The organism is Bacillus pacificus (genome assembly GCF_020861345.1).
GTDB classification, from domain to species: domain Bacteria; phylum Bacillota; class Bacilli; order Bacillales; family Bacillaceae_G; genus Bacillus_A; species Bacillus_A pacificus.
This window is the reverse complement of the sequence record NZ_CP086328.1, coordinates 135,830-157,190: the sequence shown is the minus strand read 5'-3', so window position 1 is coordinate 157,190 and position 21,361 is coordinate 135,830. Positions and strand designations below refer to the sequence as shown.

General features: G+C 36.7%; 16 protein-coding genes and 1 pseudogene. 11 read left to right on the top strand and 6 right to left on the bottom strand.

Annotation, left to right across the window (positions count from 1 at the left end; translation table 11 throughout):
* Nucleotides 1–360 precede the first annotated feature (360 nt).
* The 5 genes and pseudogenes from LMD38_RS00715 to LMD38_RS00695 all read left to right on the top strand — a co-directional run bounded on the left by LMD38_RS00715 (nt 361) and on the right by LMD38_RS00695 (nt 7,098).
* Complete coding sequence (locus tag LMD38_RS00715; protein ID WP_228920128.1) at nt 361–1,245, top strand: D-amino-acid transaminase; 885 nt, start codon at nt 361–363, stop codon at nt 1,243–1,245.
* Between the two features lie 210 nt (nt 1,246–1,455).
* Complete coding sequence (locus tag LMD38_RS00710) at nt 1,456–3,240, top strand: C40 family peptidase (protein ID WP_228920126.1); 1,785 nt, start codon at nt 1,456–1,458, stop codon at nt 3,238–3,240.
* 345 nt (nt 3,241–3,585) lie between these two features.
* Nucleotides 3,586–4,797 carry a NupC/NupG family nucleoside CNT transporter gene (locus tag LMD38_RS00705; RefSeq protein WP_001051013.1) on the top strand — a complete coding sequence of 404 codons (1,212 nt, stop codon included), beginning with the start codon at nt 3,586–3,588 and terminating at the stop codon, nt 4,795–4,797.
* 247 nt (nt 4,798–5,044) lie between these two features.
* Nucleotides 5,045–5,800 (top strand): annotated as a pseudogene (locus LMD38_RS00700) (diguanylate cyclase domain-containing protein).
* Entirely contained in the window at nt 5,797–7,098 is a 1,302-nt protein-coding gene (locus tag LMD38_RS00695; RefSeq protein WP_228920124.1) for a glycosyltransferase family 2 protein, read from the top strand. Before LMD38_RS00700 ends, LMD38_RS00695 begins: the two are co-directional and overlap by 4 nt.
* 1,124 nt (nt 7,099–8,222) lie before the next feature.
* Here LMD38_RS00695 and opuD read toward each other — a convergent pair.
* The gene (gene opuD, locus LMD38_RS00690) at nt 8,223–9,740 is read right to left on the bottom strand and encodes a glycine betaine transporter OpuD (protein ID WP_001229108.1); all 1,518 of its coding nucleotides are present in this window, start codon (nt 9,738–9,740) and stop codon (nt 8,223–8,225) included.
* Between the two features lie 664 nt (nt 9,741–10,404).
* Between opuD and LMD38_RS00685 the strand changes: the two genes are divergently transcribed.
* Nucleotides 10,405–11,265, top strand: coding sequence for a cell wall-binding protein EntA (locus tag LMD38_RS00685; protein ID WP_227585432.1), 861 nt, complete (start codon nt 10,405–10,407; stop codon nt 11,263–11,265).
* Nucleotides 11,266–11,495: 230 nt separating this feature from the next.
* Nucleotides 11,496–11,798: a DUF3910 family protein gene (locus LMD38_RS00680; protein ID WP_228920122.1), complete on the top strand. Its 303-nt coding sequence runs from the start codon at nt 11,496–11,498 to the stop codon at nt 11,796–11,798.
* A 40-nt stretch (nt 11,799–11,838) separates the two neighbouring features.
* On the opposite strand, the gene LMD38_RS00675 is transcribed toward LMD38_RS00680, so the two are convergent.
* Genes LMD38_RS00675 through LMD38_RS00665 form a run of 3 tightly spaced genes read right to left on the bottom strand, consistent with a single transcriptional unit; the run spans nt 11,839 to nt 15,275 of the window.
* Entirely contained in the window at nt 11,839–13,218 is a 1,380-nt protein-coding gene (locus LMD38_RS00675; RefSeq protein WP_228920391.1) for a zinc ribbon domain-containing protein, read from the bottom strand.
* A gap of 12 nt (nt 13,219–13,230) precedes the next feature.
* Nucleotides 13,231–14,778: a zinc ribbon domain-containing protein gene (locus tag LMD38_RS00670; RefSeq protein ID WP_228920120.1), complete on the bottom strand. Its 1,548-nt coding sequence runs from the start codon at nt 14,776–14,778 to the stop codon at nt 13,231–13,233.
* A gap of 5 nt (nt 14,779–14,783) precedes the next feature.
* Entirely contained in the window at nt 14,784–15,275 is a 492-nt protein-coding gene (locus LMD38_RS00665; protein ID WP_016718958.1) for a zinc ribbon domain-containing protein, read from the bottom strand.
* 158 nt (nt 15,276–15,433) lie between these two features.
* Here LMD38_RS00665 and LMD38_RS00660 point away from each other — a divergent pair, with 158 nt between their 5' ends.
* Both LMD38_RS00660 and LMD38_RS00655 read left to right on the top strand, forming a co-directional pair.
* Nucleotides 15,434–17,053, top strand: a complete 1,620-nt coding sequence (locus tag LMD38_RS00660) for an SWIM zinc finger family protein (protein WP_016718959.1) — start codon at nt 15,434–15,436, stop codon at nt 17,051–17,053.
* On the top strand, nt 17,037–19,793 hold the full coding sequence (locus LMD38_RS00655; RefSeq protein WP_228920119.1) for a DEAD/DEAH box helicase: 2,757 nt from the start codon (nt 17,037–17,039) through the stop codon (nt 19,791–19,793). The genes LMD38_RS00660 and LMD38_RS00655 overlap by 17 nt, the downstream gene beginning before the upstream one ends.
* A 25-nt stretch (nt 19,794–19,818) precedes the next feature.
* On the opposite strand, the gene LMD38_RS00650 is transcribed toward LMD38_RS00655, so the two are convergent.
* On the bottom strand, nt 19,819–20,304 hold the full coding sequence (locus LMD38_RS00650) for a VanZ family protein (protein WP_001080717.1): 486 nt from the start codon (nt 20,302–20,304) through the stop codon (nt 19,819–19,821).
* A gap of 110 nt (nt 20,305–20,414) precedes the next feature.
* Here LMD38_RS00650 and LMD38_RS00645 point away from each other — a divergent pair, with 110 nt between their 5' ends.
* Together LMD38_RS00645 and LMD38_RS00640 are read left to right on the top strand one after the other, a co-directional pair.
* Nucleotides 20,415–20,639, top strand: a complete 225-nt coding sequence (locus tag LMD38_RS00645) for a DUF1659 domain-containing protein (protein ID WP_000257707.1) — start codon at nt 20,415–20,417, stop codon at nt 20,637–20,639.
* 66 nt (nt 20,640–20,705) lie between these two features.
* Nucleotides 20,706–20,921 carry a DUF2922 domain-containing protein gene (locus LMD38_RS00640; protein ID WP_001197600.1) on the top strand — a complete coding sequence of 72 codons (216 nt, stop codon included), beginning with the start codon at nt 20,706–20,708 and terminating at the stop codon, nt 20,919–20,921.
* Nucleotides 20,922–20,940: 19 nt separating this feature from the next.
* Here the strand turns inward: LMD38_RS00640 and LMD38_RS00635 are convergent, their stop codons facing one another.
* Complete coding sequence (locus LMD38_RS00635) at nt 20,941–21,339, bottom strand: DUF4359 domain-containing protein (protein WP_000747726.1); 399 nt, start codon at nt 21,337–21,339, stop codon at nt 20,941–20,943.
* Nucleotides 21,340–21,361 lie beyond the last annotated feature (22 nt).

Here is a 21,361-nt window from a genome sequence, read left to right as displayed (position 1 = left end):
ATCTGTAATAAGATCCCTTAAAGAAATATGTGAATCGTTTATTTCTACTTTCTTATAATTGTCTTTCAATATGTTTTGTTTCCATACACAAAACATTCAATAAGACGATGTCCCTATGAAAGATAGCTACCCTCCTTGTGCAGCATTCCATAAGAATGTTGCTTTTTTTTATTTAAAAGCAGGATTCTTATTTCTTATTTTCGAATTTGTATATACGAAATGCTGTAAATCACTACCACTTCTCTACCATTTACAAATACATATACGTCATATGTAAAGGATTACTCACATAAAAATTACTGTAGTGATTTTTATTCCAAATGAATGAAAGCTTCACTTTACTTATGCACTTACGAAAGGATGGGACGAAAATTGGCATATGAAAGATTTGTACTTTGGAATGATACAGTTATTGATACAACGAAACAAAAAACGTACATAGACCTTGAGGAAAGAGGCTTGCAGTTTGGGGATGGTGTCTACGAGGTTATTCGTCTATATAAAGGGAACTTTCACTTATTAGATCCGCATATCACAAGATTATATCGCTCCATGGAAGAAATAGAATTAACACTCCCTTTCTCAAAAGCGGAACTGATTACCCTACTTTATAAACTAATCGAAAATAATAACTTCCACGAAGATGGAACGATTTATTTGCAAGTATCTCGTGGTGTACAAGCTCGTACCCATACGTTCTCATATGACGTCCCTCCAACAATCTATGCCTATATTACAAAGAAAGAAAGACCAGCGTTATGGATTGAATATAGTGTACGTGCCATATCAGAACCGGATACGCGCTGGCTACGCTGTGATATTAAATCATTAAATTTATTACCGAATATATTAGCTACTACGAAAGCGGAACGAAAAGGTTGTAAAGAGGCCCTTTTCGTACGAAATGGTACTGTAACCGAGGGAAGCCACTCTAACTTCTTTCTAATTAAAAACGGAACTCTTTACACACATCCAGCTAATCACCTTATTTTAAATGGCATTATTCGTCAATATGTTCTTTCTTTAGCGAAAACCCTTCGTATTCCAGTACAAGAAGAGCTTTTCAGCGTTCGTGATGTTTATCAAGCGGATGAATGCTTTTTTACAGGAACGACGATTGAAATTTTGCCGATGACTCATCTTGATGGAACCGCCATCCAAGATGGTCAAGTTGGCCCTATCACTAAAATGCTGCAACGATCATTTTCTCAGAGTTTGTTACAATCCAATATGTCATCTTCTTAAACACGAATAATTTCTATCCTTTCTACATTCAATATATGTATTTAAATGGAAATCAAGGTATAGATTTATGCCTTGATTTTTTCTTGTAATCTTTTTGTCATATTCAGATTCCCGCATAAGTCTTGACAGTAATCGACATGCTCTTTAGAATTTTTAACAGTTGGTAAATATTTCTTCACTACATTACAGACAGAAAGGAATCGACAAATTATGAAAAAATACCTTGCCGGTCTTGCGGCAGTGTCTGTAGCAGGAGGAGCAGCACCTACACTTGATAGTGTTCAAGCTGCCCCTGAACAAAATACACAAAAAGCTGCTACAACTGTCCAAGCTTCTGCATCAAACAGCTCATCTTATACGGTAAACGCTAGCGTATTACATGTTCGTGCAGGATCAAGTACTTCTCACGACATCATCTCGCGCGTTTATAACGGTCAATCACTAAACGTGATTGGCGAAGAAAATGGTTGGTACAAAATTAACATGAATGGACAAACAGGCTTTGTTAGTGGCGAATTTGTATCAAAAAATGGTGCAAGTAATTCCAATGTAAGTACAACAGGTGGAAAAAACAAAGTTACTGCCGATGTATTACGTGTACGTACTGCTCCTAACACTTCTAGTTCTGTTTCAGGACGTGTATATGAAGGACAAACATTAAACGTAATTGGCCAAGAAAATGGTTGGGTGAAAATCAACCATAATGGACAAGTTGGCTATGTAAGTGGCGAATTCGTATCTGGTGTTTCTGCTAATGCAGGTTCTTCAAACAACAATACGAATAATAACAACCAAGAATCTGTAAAACCAGCAAGCGGAAACTATACAGTAAATGTATCTTCCCTTCGTGTTCGTACAGGTCCTAGCACTTCTCACACAACTGTAGGCTCTGTTACGAAAGGACAAGTCGTACAAGTTGTTGGCGAAGTTCAAGATTGGTTCAAAATCAATTATGCAGGCCAAACAGCTTACGTAAGTAAAGACTACGTAACAAAAGGCGGTTCTAGCGATAACGTTACACAAGGAAACAACCAAGATAACAAACAAGAACAAAATAATAATGTAACTGTTCAAACTGGCGGTACTTACGTTGTTAACGCAACATCTCTACGCGTACGTACAGGTCCTGCTACTTACCATAGCGTAATTGGTGGCGTATTAAATGGTACGACATTAAACGTAATTGGTTCTGAAGGTAGCTGGTTTAAAGTTAACTATCAAGGAAAAACAGGCTACGTTAGTAGCGAATTCGTGAAATTTGTTAAAGGTGGCACTACTACTCCTGAGCAACCAAAACAACCTGAACAACCTAATCAAGGTGCAATTGGTGACTACTACATTAATGCTTCTGCCTTAAATGTACGTAGTGGTGAAGGTACAAATTATAGAATCATAGGCGCACTTCCACAAGGACAGAAGGTTCAAGTAATCTCTGAAAACTCTGGATGGAGCAAAATTAACTACAACGGCCAAACTGGTTATATCGGCACACGTTACCTTTCTAAAACACCAGTTGGTGGCGCAGTAGATAATAAGCCTAACAACAACCAAAATAACAATCAAAACAACAATAATAACAATACAAGCAATAATAACAATACAAGCAATAATAACAATACAAGCAATAATAGCGGTGACAGTTCTTCCGTACTTGCATATGCAAAATCAATGCAAGGTGTACCATACGTTTGGGGCGGAACTTCTGCTACTGGTGTTGACTGCAGTGGTTACATCTACCACGTATTTAAGAAATTTGGTCATAACATTAGCCGTCAAAGTGTTGCAGGATATTGGGGTAGCCTACCACAAACTTCAAATCCACAACCAGGTGACTTAATTTATTTCCAAAACACTTATAAATCAGGTCCTTCTCATATGGGTATTTACCTTGGGGGCGGATCATTTATCCAAGCTGGAGATAAAGGTGTAGCAATCGCTTCATTAAGCAATTCTTATTGGAGTAAGCACTTCTTAGGTTATACGAAAGCACCTTAAGTTATATTTTTAGAGCCTTCTAGATTACTAGAAGGCTCTTTTTAATGTGTATAACCTATTTCCCTAAAAAAATAATGTATCTATTTTCCTATTTCATACACTATATTCTACAATAATGATCCATAACGTTATCATAATGTATATTTTCACATAAAAAACATAACCTATTTCATGTCTAATCATTTTATATGTGTTTTTTTGAAGAATTTTCTTTTTATTTAAACTTTTCGTTAGACGTTTGACCTCTGATGTCCATTATGATAAGTTACTTAAGATGTTATATTTGCAGAAGTATAGACAACTGTTTTATACATTTTTTTACTATGAGGAAGGAGCATACACTGCATGAATCTTTTATGGGGAATTGGCGGCGTGATTGGAGTATTAGCAATCGCTTTCTTACTATCTTCCAACCGCAAAGCTATTAATTGGCGCACGATTTTAATCGCGCTAGCATTACAAATGTCATTTTCATTTATCGTATTACGATGGGATGCCGGAAAAGCAGGTTTAAAACACGCTGCAGATGGCGTTCAAGGATTAATTAATTTTTCTTACGAGGGAATTAAGTTCGTTGCTGGGGATTTAGTCAACGCAAAAGGCCCTTGGGGATTTATCTTCGTTATTCAAGCACTACTTCCAATCGTATTTATTAGTTCATTAGTAGCAATCTTATATCATTTCGGTATTATGCAAAGATTTGTTAGTATCGTTGGTGGCGCATTAAGTAAACTTCTTGGAACTTCTAAAGCAGAAAGTTTAAACTCAGTAACAACTGTATTTTTAGGACAAACTGAAGCTCCAATCTTAATCAAACCTTACTTAGCACGTTTAACAAATAGTGAATTCTTCGCTATTATGGTAAGCGGTATGACAGCTGTTGCTGGATCAGTTCTTGTCGGCTATGCAGCAATGGGTATTCCGTTAGAACACTTATTAGCAGCAGCAATTATGGCAGCTCCATCAAGTTTATTAATTGCGAAACTTATTATGCCAGAAACAGAAAAAGTAGATAATAACGTTGAACTTTCTACAGAGCGTGAAGATGCAAACGTTATTGACGCAGCAGCACGTGGTGCATCAGAAGGTATGCAACTTGTTATTAACGTAGCAGCAATGTTAATGGCTTTCATCGCATTAATCGCTTTATTAAATGGCCTATTAGGATGGGTTGGCTCTTGGTTCGATATTAAACTTAGCCTTGATTTAATCTTCGGTTACTTACTATCACCATTTGCAATTTTAATCGGGGTTTCTCCTGGTGAAGCTGTACAAGCAGCAAGCTTTATCGGTCAAAAACTTGCAATCAACGAATTCGTTGCATACGCAAACTTAGGACCACATATGGCAGAGTTCTCTGCAAAAACAAATCTAATTTTAACATTCGCAATCTGTGGATTCGCAAACTTCTCTTCTATCGCAATTCAATTAGGTGTAACAGGGACATTAGCTCCTACTCGCCGTAAACAAATTGCACAATTAGGGATTAAAGCAGTTATCGCTGGTACACTAGCTAACTTCTTAAACGCAGCAGTTGCAGGTATGATGTTCCTATAAATTAATAAAAAGTCCCTTCTTTCTAAAGAGGGGACTTTTTATTTTCTCAGTATATATTAAATACTTTATGCCGAAATATAAAAACATTATGATACAATAATTATCAAGTCTGTTTATTTTTTCTTACAAAAGAGGGATACTACTTGTTGTTGCCTCTCAAAAAGAATGTAGTCATCCGATCTATTTCTTAATAATTGTGCATACTACAAGTATCCTTGTATGAATTATCTTTAAGGAGGAAAGTTTTGTGAAAGATAACTTCTATAAAGTCCTCTCTATGTGGATTTTACAAATTTTATTTTATTTTACAACTGTACATGTAACGCAATATGAGCATGCTCTCATTTTTACAATTATATATGTAATTGTTAATGTACTATTTCTATTTTTGCCTGATAAAACTGCATTTGTTTTCTTCATATTAGGAACCATTACTTCGGTATTCTACCTGTTCTACCAAGCATGGCTTTACTTATGGAGTACATCAGAACAATGGGAATACATTATTACTCACTTCCTAATGGCAGCAAATTTCTTCATTGTATATATCTCCACTCATCTATTAAAGAAGGTTATTCATGAAAATAAAGAATTAACCGAACGTGTGAGAACGTTAGAACAATACATTGGAGAATCGAAATTATTAACAAGACAAGAATTCGAGAGACGACAAGCATTATTAATCAATGCAATGAATCGTCGTAATGAAACAGGCGTTATGATTTATTTTGACTTCACTTCCTTTAGTAAATATACAAAGGAAAGTGTTATGGACCGTGTAGCTTCATTATTAGTTGAAACGGTAAGAGCTGACTTTGACCTTGTTGCTGAGTATGATAAAAACACATTAGTCATTTTATTACAAAATACAAATGAAGCTGGTGCCGATATTGTAATGAACCGTCTACAGCCTAAAATGGAAAAATAGCTTGCAGATGAGGCCATTCAAGATATTAAGATGAAACGAGAACAAATCGCTACAAAAGGACCGAAGTTATTATGATGACACTCGTTATACTTCTTTTATTCCTTCTATTTTGCGTACTCGTTTTTTGGATCAGCATCACATTTTCAATTAAGTATGTACTTATTTTTACAGCCTTTCTATTCTCTGGCTTACTCGTTTACTATTCTTTCTTAACACTCGCAGGTTTAGTTCACCGAAGTAGAAAACAAAAAGATCGTACGCTAGAGCATTACCCAAGCGTCGATATTTTAATACCAGCTCACAATGAAGGCGTCGTGATTAAGGATACTTTAGAGGCGATGGCAAAGATTGAATATCCAGGCAAACTAACTGTTTATTTATTAAACGATAACTCGCAAGATGAGACACCTGAAATTGGTGACGATTTTGACAAAGCTTATGCTCATATTCGTCACATTCGCGTTCCACCTGGTGAACCAAAAGGAAAATCACGTGTATTAAACTATGGCCTTAGTATTTCAGATGGTGAATACTTCTGTGTTTATGATGCAGATAACCAGCCTGAACCACACGCACTGCGAATGCTTGTAGAACACGCTGAAACAACCGAGGATGCTGTTGGAGCTGTTGGGCATGTTCGTACTGTAAATGAAAAAAGAAACTGGCTAACACGAATGATTTCGTTAGAATTTCAAATCTTCCAGCTCCTTATGCAATCCGGACGCTGGTTACTATTCCAAACAGGTTCACTAACAGGAACAAACATGCTTCTTCGTCGCACTGCATTAGAAGAGCTTGGCGGCTATGACCCTTATGCAATTGCAGAAGACGCTGAATTAACATTACGAATTACACAAAAAGGCTATCTCCTGCCAATCGTTCCAGAGTCAATTACATGGGAACAAGAACCTGAGCATTTAAAAATTCTTATTAAGCAGCGTACACGTTGGCTTCAAGGGAACTTGTACATTTTAGAAAAAATGTTTTCTTCATTAAGTTTCTTTAAAGGAAAACTGCTCGTCCATTCTTTACAACAAGTTTTAGTGTATGTTGTATTTTGGTTATTCTTAATCATTTCGAACGTTTGGTTTGTAATTGGGTTACTCGGGATATTCCAAATTCAATATAGCATCCCACTACTATTTATGTGGTATGTCGCATATGTTACATATGTTTCTCAATTATTTAGTGCCCAGAGTGTGGAACGAACCTTTACACCAACTAATATTTTTATTAGTGTTATCATGTACTTTACGTACGCACAGCTCTTTACGTACTTATTCATTCGTAGCTTAATTTTATACTTACGTGCAAAGAGTAAGAAACAAGTCATTGGCTGGGATAAAACTGTTCGATTCAAAAAAGACAAATAAAAATAAGCACAGAGCGCCGTATGCTCTGTGCTTATTTTTTGCCGTATAAATTATATATCAGACAATACCCCTTAGCTGAAAGTAATTTCACGTCCATCCCCCAACGAACGATCGACCTTCATTTATATACGAAAAAGTGATTGCTATTTTTGTAGAACCAATTGCTTCTCTTGCTGCTCTTTGCGCGTTTCAGTCTTAGGTTCCGTGCTTTCTTGGACACTACGATGTGCCACACGTTTCAAACAAATATGCTTCCACTTTCTTTCGTAACGTTTCATTATTCTAGATGTCCCCCTTGAATGCGCTTTAAAACTATTTGAAATCGCTTACAGGAAATAATATAGCACATATATATAAACGTGACAACACATTTCCGACAATTTTTTGTCAAAAATATGAATAGAATCTGCAAGATATCGAACATTGTCGAAATGTATCGATTTTTCTCCATATAAAAGGCATACTACTAATATATTGACACTCCCACGGCTAAAGCCGCAAGCTGACTAACGTCAGTGGGATTCTTGCTACCAAAGGCGACGTCTATTTCTAGTATCGCTGACGTGCAAGATTGCGGTGTGCCATCACCACTCCGTATCCAGTGCATCTAGCAGATACGGCACTCGTTCTATTACCAAACGAGTCAGATTGTGAGTTCTCAAATGTGTTTTAGCGTCTTGTACTTGACGACTCAATACATTTTACGGAGCAGAAGAATTTGTTACTCCAACCTCATATGTATTCTGTTTTCAGAGAACAAGATTGTTTTAGAGACTTTTACTTGTCTGTTATGAAAATTATACCATTTCAAATACTTGATGTACAGAACGTATTTTCGGTATTTTATCTGTACATCGCATTTGACCTCACTATCATCCCACCCCTAAAGGGGGTACTATCGCACCGTAGTGGGCTTTCCTATTCGGAAAATCTGTAAAGTATTTTATTTCCCTTACTTGCAGTTAAAGTTCCTTCTATATAAAGTGAAACTTTAATCAGTGGGGGTTTTCTTCATCCCCCACCTAACTTCTTTGCTTTCACTGAATTTTGAGGTGTGGATCTTACTGCCCATTAAAACCGGATAAAAAAAAGAGCTGATACATAATCAACTCTTTTTCCTTCTATTATTTATGACGCTTCATACGCCCTTCTTTTTGTAACTCTTTAAATAATGCTGCCATCATAAAGAAAATAACGAAGACGAATGGGAATGCTGCAATGATAGCTGCCGTTTGTAAGGCTTCTAATCCACCTACATATAATAAGATAGAAGCTAGAGCAGCTAAAACGATACCCCAAATCATTTTAATGCGGTTTGGTGGATTTAAACTACCATGTGTCGTTAACATCCCTAAAACGAATGTCGCTGAATCTGCAGATGTAATAAAGAATGTAGAAATAAGAAGAATAGCTAGAACAGATAACGCTGATCCAAAGCTTCCCATCTGATCAAACATAGCGAATAATCCTACTTCTGTTCCCATCTCTTTAATTTTTTCAAAGATATGTGCATCACCAAACAGTTCCATATGAATACCAGTCCCGCCGAAAACTGAGAACCAAAGAGCACCAATTATTGTCGGTACGAGTAACACACCGATAACAAATTCACGAATGGTACGCCCTCGTGAAACACGGGCAATAAATGTACCTACGAATGGTGACCATGCAATCCACCATGCCCAATAGAAAATTGTCCATGATTGAATCCATTGGTTTCCGCCTTCATCTAATGGACTTAATCGGAAACTCATACTTGGCAATTCCTGAATATAAGAACCGATTGTCGAAGTGAAGTAATTCATAATAAAGTTTGTTGGACCTGCAAACAATACAATAATCATAAGTGCAAACGCAAAAATAATGTTTGTATTACTTAAATATTTAATTCCTTTATCAAGACCTGTTTGCGCAGATAACATAAATAATACTGTTACGATTGCAATAATAACTAACTGAGTCGTTAATGAGTTCGGGATAGAAGTTAAATAACTAACACCACCGGCAATTTGTTTTGCGCCAAGACCTAATGATGTTGCCACGCCAAACACAGTGGCGAAAACAGCTAACACATCAAATAAATGAGCAATGCGCCCATGGTCCCCGCCCTTAAATAACGGTCCTACTGTCGCACTAATTGTACTTGCTTTTCCTTTTCTAAAAGTAAAGTAAGCAATACAAAGCGCTACAAATGCATATAGTCCCCACGGATGTAATCCCCAATGGAAAAATGAAAAACGCAGTGCAAGACGCGCACTTTCCTCAGTTGCACCTTCTCCAAACGGAGGCGCGTATAAATGGTTTAATGGTTCGGCAACGCCCCAGAACACTAAGCCGATACCCATACCAGCACTAAATAACATGGCAAACCATGTCATATAACTATAATCAGGTTCGTCATCATCTTTCCCTAAACGAATAGAACCGTATTTTGAAACAATTAAAAAGATAGACACACCTAAAATAATAGAAACAGAAATAATATAAAACCATCCAAACTTACTAACTAATGCAGTTTGAATTGCGGTTGTTACATTTCCTAAGCTACCTTTTCCAATAATAGATTCGGGAATAATCCCCCAAATTGTAAATGCAATACATAATGTTAATGAAACGATGAATGTTTTTGTCAGTTTCCTCATCAAATCCCCCTTCGTAGGTTTTACTTTTATAAATAACATTAATTCCGATATGTAAAATCGGATAGAAAACTATAATTTTGCGGTGATTTTCTTACTTTCACCTTCACCAACTAGAATTCTGATGGACAGCCTTACCTTCCGTATAACCTTTTCACTCTGCAAGAGCTATAAGATCGAAATACTGCTGTCAAATTGTGCGAGAAAAATGCGGATGGGAATGTATTTTCCCAAAAAAGGATGTGTTACAGATGTAAAAAAGGGCATTTTCCTTCCTTGCAACCCTTTCTTTTTGTAACAATTATGCGGTTTTTTTGCTAGTATATAGCACGTGTTTATAGTTTCACAAACGAAATGTTTATGTTTATATAACTATATTACCCATAAAACGGTAAAATACTCAAGGAATGTAATCGTTTAGTAAACATCATGTAACACTCCTGTAATATTTTTATTTACGCCGAAAACAATATGTTGTATTAAATATTTTGAATATAAGTAGAAACCTACTAAACATATAGAATAAAAAACGCTTTCCTATATTTTTTGTTATATTACAGGATGTTAACGACTTATTACGAATGGTTTGTAATTGTGTGTTTTCCCCAAATCCGAAAAAATCTGTTGCTATAATGAGGACACGAAAACAAACGCAATGGAGGCTATCATGAAAAAATTAATTGGTATAGCAACAGCAGCAGTTTTTGGTCTTGGGATTTTCACATCATCTGCTAATGCAGAAACTGTTGTAACAACAGACGTACTAAATGTACGCGAAAACCCTACTACGGAATCAAAAGTTGTCGGTAAATTACTAAACGGTAATAAAATAGATGTTCAAAATACAGAGAACGGATGGTCAAAAATCACTTTAGATGGTAAAGACGCATTCGTAAGTGCAGAGTTCACTAAAAGCATCTACTACGTAACAGCTAACGTATTAAACGTACGTGCTGAAGCGAACACAAACTCAGAAATTCTTGGGACGCTTAAGAAAGATGATATGATCGAAACAACGAACCAAGTACAAAATGAGTGGTTACAATTCGAATATAACGGAAAAACAGCTTATGTTCACGTTCCTTTCTTAACAGGTACAGCACCTGTTATTGAGAAACAAGAACAACCTGCTCCTGCTAAAGCGCAAGCACCTGCAGCTCAAGCAAAACAAGCTGCTAAGCCTGCTGTAAAGGCTGCTGAAACTAACACACCTTCTGGTGGTCGTGAGTTAACAGTTGTAGCTACAGCATATACAGCTCATCCGAGCGAAAACGGTGGCACATATGGCGGCCGTGTATTAACTGCAATGGGTCATGACTTAACAGCGAACCCAAACATGAAAATGATCGCTGTTGACCCGAAAGTAATCCCATTAGGATCTAAAGTATGGGTAGAAGGTTACGGAGAAGCTATCGCTGGAGATACTGGCGGTGCAATTAAAGGTAACCGTATCGACATCCTACTTGGATCAGATAGCGCTGCTCAAAAATGGGGACGCAAAACTGTTAAAGTGAAAATTTTAAAATAACCAATGACTGCTGAAGCCAGTTCTCTTTGTTGAGAGCTGGCTTTTATTTTTTTATCCCACTTTAATGGGCAGTAAGACCCCACCTCAAAATTCAGCGAAAGCAAAGAAGTTAGGTGGAGATCAACTGCCCATAAAAGTCCGATTGGTGAGGGCTGATAATCAGTGGGGGATAAAGAAAACCCCCACTGATTAAAGTTTCACTTTATAATAGCCATAAGGAGGTTATGTCCATGAATGTACAAGCAAAAGTAGACTGGATCGGTACACCAAAACCATATATATATAAGGATGAAGTAACATACGACGCTACTTCCATTGATTTCTCACTCGCTGACGACGACAATCGATATAAATTAATTGTGCTCAAGTCTGAAGATAATACACATTACAAATTTGTCCAATATGGAATCAAACCTGGCTCACAAAAGCCATTCCCTATCAATATTCCATTCGAACAAAACATGTTACCAATTATAGAGCAAATATTACATGATCCATATGTACAAGCGATATTAAAGGAAACGCGCTTCTAATCGAAAAAAGACTATCTCAATCATGAGATAGTCTTTTGCATTAATGAGTTGGACCAGATACTTCCTCTGATTTCAACGTATTATTCGCTCCAAGAGAATGGTACAATATCTTTCCATTTCCATTCACAGTAACGATATGATCATTATTAAAGCTTTTGAACTTCACAGAGCCATCACCGTAACGAATATGATACTCTTCATATGTCGTTACTTTATATTTCGTAGCACTTTGACGCTCTACATTACGAATTTCCATTGTTAATAAATCTTCTGTAATTCCTTTTTTGTGTAAATACTGTATATAATCACGGTCTTCCTTATACGATTTCCCGCTCTTATCATAATTATTTTCAATTAAGCTAAAATCATTTAATGAAATCGCACGCACATTATCATAAATATGATTTCGTACAAAGTCACCAACAGCCGAACTTGATGTTTCTTTCGGGAATTTTAAGTAATACGTGCTTTGGTCTCCAATTTTAACACTTTCAGATTTCATCACACCAAAATCAGTAGTTTTCTCTAAATGTACTTCTACTGTTTCATCTGTGGATACAGGACCAAGCTTATAACTTCCATAGCTTAATTTCCCACATTTTTTTCCATTCACAAATACAGTTGCATCATTTTCATCAGAAGAAATGGTTACATAATTTCCTTCTAATGATAATGTAACATCCACTTTCGCCTCTTTTTCATCTGCCAAGTCCACTTCTTTTTCTGTTTCTAACTCAGTTAGTTCCGTCTTCGCTTTTGCCTTTACAACGTAAGACCCAGGGAAATATGGACCAACTTCTTTTGAAGCTTTATCACTTGATAGGTCTATCTCTTTCTTATCATTCACATATATTTCAGCACTTTTCGCAGTTGTGCTTACATTCATGTAATAAGATTTCATGTTAAATTTATATTTTGGATATAAGAACCATTCTTTCCCGTCTTCTATAATTTGACCATCTTTAAATGATGCTTTATCTGTTGTTAATTTTTGATTCACTGTCTCTTTCTGTAAATACGAAATTAATTCTTTGTTGTACGAAGGGTTCTCTTTTAAATAACGCATGTACGCCTTAATATCTTCCGTCTTAATCTTTAAGCTTGGATCATCTGCTTTCACAATTTCATCAATTGCCGTAATGTCTTTCTTTTGGAATGCTTCAATCATTACATTCACTTGCTTTTCTTTTGAAAACTTATATGCTCCAAATTTATATGCTCCAAATAATACAGCCGCAATAATGAGGAAACCGATGATTAAAAATACATTTTTCTTACTTTTCGCTGGTTTTATCTCATTTTGTACTTCTGTGTCTGAAGCAGCAGTGTTATCAACAATTACTTCAACTTTGCTTCCACACTCAGGACAAAAGTTCAAATGGCCTGCAACGTTTTTTTTACATGTTCCACAAAACTTCAACATGCTCTCCCCCTATTTTTTAGCTAATTTCATTCCAGCAAATGCCGCCACATATGTCACAATAAAACTAAACATAGTTAAATATACAAATGAATTTTGCATAGATAATACAGTACCGCCCGCTCCAAATAAATTCATTACATTTCCAGATACATCAATTTGGAACTTAGAAAGGATGTTCATTGCAATCATCATAATTGTGTAAGAACCACTGCATACTGCTAATGTAATATATATATTGGCAGTCGGTAATTCAGATAACTTTCTTCCCGCTCTAAACATAAGGAACAATGGAATAATAAGCAGTAATAAACCATAATTGAATACGTTATTCACTTCATCAAATTCAGCAAGGCTTTCCTGACTTGCTCCTTTTGAAATCATTACATCTCTAACCTCTACGCCATTTACAGAGACGCCTGATATAAATGAAAACGATAATGTACTCTCAGATGATTTTGATTTCTTACCAACTCCAGTAAATTCCTTACTCAGTGCTGGACTTGTTACTTCTAACGGAGCAAAATGAGCCATACTCCATAATTGAGGTGTTAACTCTAATGCTAATAATGTACTTTCAGATTTTAAGGTTGTTATTTGTTTTAATGGTTCAATACCGTCTTCCTTACTTACCAACGCCATAATACAAACCGCTACTGCTGTTACTAAAAGTCCTTTTATCATAGCTGAAACACCGTAATAAACAGACGCTCCATATGGCATTAACTCTTGAAATGCTGCTGCCATATTGTTTTTACTTGTATGAGCAATAAATCCTACTAAAGTAAATAACGTCCCGCATACAAAACCACTTAAGAAGCTCTTAATTGCTGAATATCCGACTGTAATCTTACCTGCATCCGAGAACGGGATTGTAACAGATTGTGATGCTATAAAGCTTATAATGAATAAAAAGACACCGTAAATAATACCAACTGTTGCCGCTACAAAAATTTGATCTTTAATCGTTTTTGCAACATGCTGTTTTCCTAACCATATTCCTGTTCCAGCGAAAATAATAAATGGAATGATTAATAATGTAAATGGAGTATGCCAAGATAAAGATAATATCAATCCACTATCATCACTAGCTGTAAAACCAAGTAAATGATAATTTAACAACGTAGCAGTTGCGCTTGCATAAAAGCTCGGCAACATTTCTAACTCTTTCGCAAATTTACTCAACATCTCACTTAATATAGACGCAAATAATACACTACCAATCCATCCTGCAATTAACATGAGAATACTTGCAACAGCTCCACCAATGAAACCTGTTTTTAAAACGGCTTTATCTGCTGTAAATTTAACTTCAGGAGTACCGTCTATTGCAGGCAATTTAATAGATTGTTCTTTTTTCTTCACAATAAATAAAGAATGCCCACACTTTTGACAATATAAATTTTGCTGAGCATTTTCACTGCCACAACCTTTGCAGTATTTTGCAGTATCTTGTTCTAACGTTACTACATCTATAGCTCCTGCAATCTCCATACTTCCTTCATTAGGGCAATAATTTACTTCTTCACCATGTTGCTTTCCGCACGTGCGACAATACATCTTATTCACTCCCCACTTTGCTTAATTCCACAAACCGGACAGTAAGTAGAGTTTTTATCGATATGCTCATCGCATGAAATACAATTTGCTGTTTCACCGTCATTTTCTACCGCTAACATTGGGTTAGGATTTCCGCATGAACCACAAAACTTATCATTCATCGATAAAGGTCCACCGCATTCACATGTAGCTTTCTCCCCTTGTTGTTTTTGCAATTCAACAATGCGTTTTCTCGCTTGATAAATAGCTACATCAAATTCTTGAACTGGAGCAATCATTTCTTTCAAACTTTCTTCATTTACTCCGTTTCCTCTTAATTGAACATATACTTGTTGTCCAACTCCTAATAGAACTTCTGCCTTTTTCTGCATTTGCACTTGCATTCCCTTTTTCAATTGGGCGATCTCTTGTGCAACTTGCAGCTTCATCTTCCCTTGCTCAATTCCTTCTTGTAACTTATTCATTCCACTGCCTAACTTCGTCTGTAAATCTGACAAACTAATTACCCTTCTATAAATATATAGTAATATACAAAATTAACATTTTATATATTACCATGATTTTCAAGTAATGTAATCTAAATTTCATTTTTTCTGTTTTGAGCATTTTTTGTTTATAATGGTAAAGGAAAGAAATATGTGTACGGAGGAATATTATGCTGCAACACTCAATTACGAAAGATGAAATTATGATGATTGCGAATGAGTTCGTTCAAGGACTAGATCCACAGCAAACAGCTGATCAGGAACATGTCGCTACAGCTCGGCACCTATATCGTAGTGGTGTTGTCTACAACGTTGACTTTGATGGCTATACGCTATCAGGAACTGTAGATGCTGAAGGCAGCGTATATAGCGTCCATATCCCGATTCGTAACGTCGCTGAAAGCTATTGCGATTGCTTCGCACCAACGCAGTGTGAGCATATGCTCGCTGTATTACTATCGGCAGCATCTAGTTTCGGGCAAGTAGGAGATGTATTAACTTTATTCAAAAATAATACGAAACCTTCTCTTCCTCCTATTCGAACTGCAAGACAAGTATTGCAATCATCAGCTTTTGAAGAAACGGATTATAAAAGTTGGCAATCCTATTTTGATAACGAATATGAATCATTTAAAAAAGAACAAGCTCGGCTTACTTATAAACAAATGTATTTTCTTATGAGTATTTTTACGGACTTCTATACGAAACTCGAGCGGAAAGCTCCGCGTATCATTGTGATACATGAATTGTTCAGGCTACACGCGGCACTTTATTGCTTTCAAAAATTATTAGAAGAAATTCAGGAATTTGAGGCAAATAAAACGTATTCTTATCATCAGCCTGTTAATGTCGTTCGCCTATTTGTAGATAAAGTGGAATCCATCGTTCGGGACTTACAATCAGAATCGATTCCTTCAGAGTCTAAATCAATTCTGCAAGAAACAGCTCGTCTCGTTCACGAAGTATTTTTCTCCACCGATGCCTATACGCAAGAGAGGTTCTTTATTTATCGTCACATATGGAGTGAACTGTTACACAATAACGAGCAACTACAAGAAGAGGAAAAACGAATTGATACGAAAATGAATCCACTTTCCAAAGCATTAGCATCTTCTCATCTACTCTTTTTAAATGACGAAGATCGATTAGCGATGGACTTACTAAAGAAACAACCTGCTTCTGTTGTAAGTCTGTACTTCTATTGGTTAGAAGAGTTATTACATGCAATGAAATGGGATCGTGCGAAAAACTGGCTTTCCTTTACGTATAAACAAGTGAAGAAAACGATACATGAGCACGAAAATACAATTTTCATAAAAGATATCGTTCGCTTATTCGTCATCATGTATGAAACGTATGCAACCCATACAAATGAACAAGCTGGATTCGAAATGATTTTGCAAGAGCTATTACCATATAGTTTCGCAAACTATGAGCAATACGTACTGGCGAAAAAACAGTATCGAACATGGGCAGAACTTCAGCTCTTACATGGATTTGAAGCGATTGAACTTTTGAAAGAGCCGCTGAAAGATATTGAAAAGGAAGCACCAGAAGCTGCACTTCCTCTTTATCATCTTGCTGCTACCGAAGCTATTGAAGAGCGAAATCGCAAATCATATAGACGTGCAGTTCGTTACTTAAAGAAATTACGTACATTATATAAACGATTAAAGCGTACCGATGAATGGGATGCTTTCATTATTCACATCGCAAACTTACATTCACGTCTGCGTGCACTACAAGAGGAATTACGGAAAGGAAAATTAATCGATGATCAATCAAACTGAAGTAACAATTAGGCTCCAGCACGTTAGTCACGGTTGGTTCCTTTGGGGAGAAGATGATAGCGGTACTCCATTATCCGTAACAAGTTGGAAACGAAATGCATTTACATGGCACTCCACTTCCTTCTACGGCACGTTTCTAAAAGAAGCAACCTTTGAAGGAAGACAAGGTGTTATGCTAACAAACGCACAAGCATTTGAATACATCGCGAATAAACCGATGAACTCCTTTGCTCGTATTCAAATGAACGGCCCTATTACAGCACTTACGGAAGATGCGAACGAATTGTGGGATGCCTTCACAAGCGGTAGCTTCGTACCTGATATGGAGCGTTGGCCTAAACAACCATCTTGGAAAGTTCAAAATACTCCAATCGAAGATGACACATTGGCTTCTCTTTTCTCGGCTGCAGTAAATGAAAGCATATTACAAGATAACCGTTCAAATGACGGATGGGAAGATGCAAAGAGACTTTATGAACATTACGACTTTACGAAAAGACAATTGGATGCAGCACTACATGAAGAAGATTGGCTTCGAAAAATTGGTTACATTGAAGATGACCTTCCCTTTACAATCGGACTACGACTACAAGAGCCGCAAGAAGAATTTGAAATGTGGAAGCTTGAAACAATTGTTACGCCAAAGCGCGGGGCACATCGCATATATGTATATGAGAGTATCGATTCTTTACCAAAACGATGGCACGATTATGAAGAACGTATTCTGGAAACACAAGAAAGCTTCAGTAAGCTCGTACCGTGGCTAAAAGATGGTGATACATTCCGAAGTGAACTCTTTGAAACAGAAGCGTGGAACTTCTTAACAGAAGCAAGTAACGAATTACTCGCCGCAGGTATTACAATCTTATTACCATCGTGGTGGCAAAATTTAAAAGCGACAAAACCAAAATTACGTGTGCAACTGAAGCAAAATGCTACGCAAACGCAATCTTTCTTCGGCATGAATACACTCGTTAATTTTGACTGGCGCATTTCAACGAACGGCATTGATTTATCAGAAAGCGAATTTTTTGAACTCGTTGAACAAAACAAGCGATTATTCAATATAAATGGTCAATGGATGCGACTAGATCCAGCCTTTATTGAAGAAGTACGAAAGCTCATGAATCGTGCTGATAAGTATGGACTTGAAATGAAAGATGTCCTGCAGCAACATTTATCCAACACGGCTGAAACAGAAATTGTAGAAGAGGATAGTCCATTTAACGATATTGAAATTGAACTAGATGGATATTATGAAGAGCTATTCCAAAAACTATTGCACATTGGAGATATTCCGAAAGTAGATGTCCCTTCTTCACTAAACGCTACACTCCGTCCGTATCAACAACATGGCATTGAGTGGTTATTATATTTAAGAAAGCTTGGATTCGGCGCATTGTTAGCTGACGACATGGGACTTGGAAAGAGTATTCAAACGATTACTTACTTACTATATATAAAAGAAAACAATCTCCAAACAGGTCCTGCTTTAATCGTGGCTCCGACATCTGTTCTTGGAAATTGGCAAAAAGAATTTGAGCGTTTCGCACCGAATTTACGTGTTCAGTTACATTATGGAAGTAACCGAGCTAGAGGGGAATCCTTTAAAGATTTCCTTCAATCAGCAGATGTCGTATTAACATCTTATGCATTAGCTCAGCTTGATGAGGAAGAACTTAGTACGTTATGCTGGGATGCTGTTATTTTGGATGAAGCACAAAATATTAAAAACCCACATACGAAACAGTCTAAAGCAGTACGAAACTTACAAGCAAATCACAAAATCGCATTAACTGGGACACCGATGGAAAACCGCCTTGCCGAGCTTTGGTCTATTTTCGACTTCATTAATCATGGATATCTTGGCAGCTTAGGACAATTCCAGCGCCGCTTCGTCTCACCAATTGAAAAGGACCGTGACGAAGGAAAAATCCAACAAGTTCAACGTTTTATCTCACCGTTTTTACTGCGTCGTACGAAGAAAGATCAAACAGTCGCATTAAACTTACCAGATAAACAAGAACAGAAAGCTTACTGTCCACTAACTGGTGAACAAGCTTCCTTATATGAACAACTTGTTCAAGATACGTTGCAAAATGTAGAAGGATTAAGCGGAATTGAACGACGCGGATTTATATTACTCATGCTGAACAAACTTAAACAAATTTGTAATCATCCCGCTCTTTATTTAAAAGAAACAGAACCGAAAGACATCATCGAGCGTTCCATGAAAACGAGCACGCTCATGGAACTCATTGAAAATATAAAAGATCAAAATGAAAGTTGCTTAATCTTCACGCAATACATCGGTATGGGGAACATGCTAAAAGATGTGTTAGAAGAACATTTCGGTCAGCGCGTCCTCTTCTTAAACGGTAGTGTACCGAAGAAAGAACGTGACAAAATGATCGAACAATTCCAAAACGGAACGTATGACATCTTCATTTTATCGTTAAAAGCAGGTGGTACAGGATTAAACTTAACAGCTGCCAACCATGTCATTCACTACGATCGTTGGTGGAATCCAGCGGTAGAAAACCAAGCAACAGACCGTGCATATCGCATTGGTCAAAAGCGTTTCGTTCACGTTCATAAACTGATTACAACGGGGACACTTGAAGAGAAAATCGATGAAATGTTAGAAAGAAAACAATCATTAAACAACGCCGTCATTACAAGCGATAGTTGGATGACAGAACTATCTACAGATGAACTAAAAGAATTACTTGGTGTATAAACAAAAGGAGCTAATCTTTTCGAGATTAGCTCCTTTTTCTATTCCAAAACCAATTACTTATTATAATACCTGTTAATCCGCCGCACGTATCCAGTAATGAATCTTGCCACATCGGTGTACGATCACCCGTAAACCATTGATGAATTTCATCAAATGTTGCATATCCCGCAACGAAAAGGAGAGCGTATATAAAACACCTTTTTCTCGAATAACCTGATCGATGAAAAGCGTAATACGTCAATGAACCGAGCATAAAGAACACCATAAAATGAGCACCTTTACGAAGGAAAAACTCAATAAATCCGCCTACACCTTTATTTGCAATACTAACAGGTGTACCACCGCCGTAATCGATAGATACCCATGAAAAATGCTCTTTCACAAACTCCACATTTACATATTGTTCAATATCCGAACGCATATCCTGCTTTTTATATGGTTGTGCCGAGGAATAGAAAATCAGCCCCATCCATAGTAAAACAGGAATCCAAAATAACCATTTACGATTCATTCTTCCGAAACCCCTCTCTTATTCTTTTAAGAGTACCAAAAAAAAGAATAAATTTCACGCCAAAACATGACATTTGCATCCTATTTATATAGTGAAAGGAGGTGATAAACATGGCAGTCGAAACAATCGTAATGGATTTAACTTTACGTCTCGTCTTAAACAATGGATTAGATAAGAATGGAAAAACAGTTTTTAAGAACAAACAATTTAAGCGCGTAAAAACAAACGCAAACTTAGAGCAAGTACAAAACGTAGCACGTGCTCTTGCTTCTTTACAAGCATCACCACTTCATGCTGTACAACTTGTTAGCACATCAGATCTTTCTACCCTTTAAGGTGGAAATGTAATCAGTGGGGATGCCCCACTGATTACAAAATAAATAAAGAGGAGGAATCAACGTATGCAAGTACTAGAATTAATTTTCGCGAAAGAAGATGGAAAAACAGTTGTCTTTTCTATCGAGAAGCCGATCACGCCCGTCGATGCACAAGTCGTAAATCAAGTAATGGATACGATCCTTGCCTCATCTGTATTTTCATCAATTAATGAAAATACCCGAAAAAAAGGAGCTCGTCTCGTAGAAAGGAATGTATCTGAAGTTCCCATTACCTTATAAACAAAAAGACGAATCTGCATCATTTTGCAGATTCGTCTTTTTTCTTCGGCATTTCAATTGGAATAAAGATTTTTGAAAAACCGACGCATACATATTTATAGTGTTCTCCGCCGATATCAAATTCCGTCTTATATGTTGAGAAGAATATATAATCATCTCGCTTCGTATAATGATCGATTAACAATCCAACTTGCGGCTCAACATATTTTTTCGCCAACTTCTTACCAGCCGATGCTAAATCACCAAGGAGCCCCTCTTCATTTTCCTTTTGAACTTCGTCTAGCTTCTTACTTACATCATTACGTTTCATAAACTGCTTCGCTGCCCAATCCGTATATTCACCTTTACTCGGATTACTATTTGCTAAATATACTAGAAGAACAACAACTAGAGCCATAATAATATACCTTTTCTTCATACTATCTCACCGCCTACTCTTT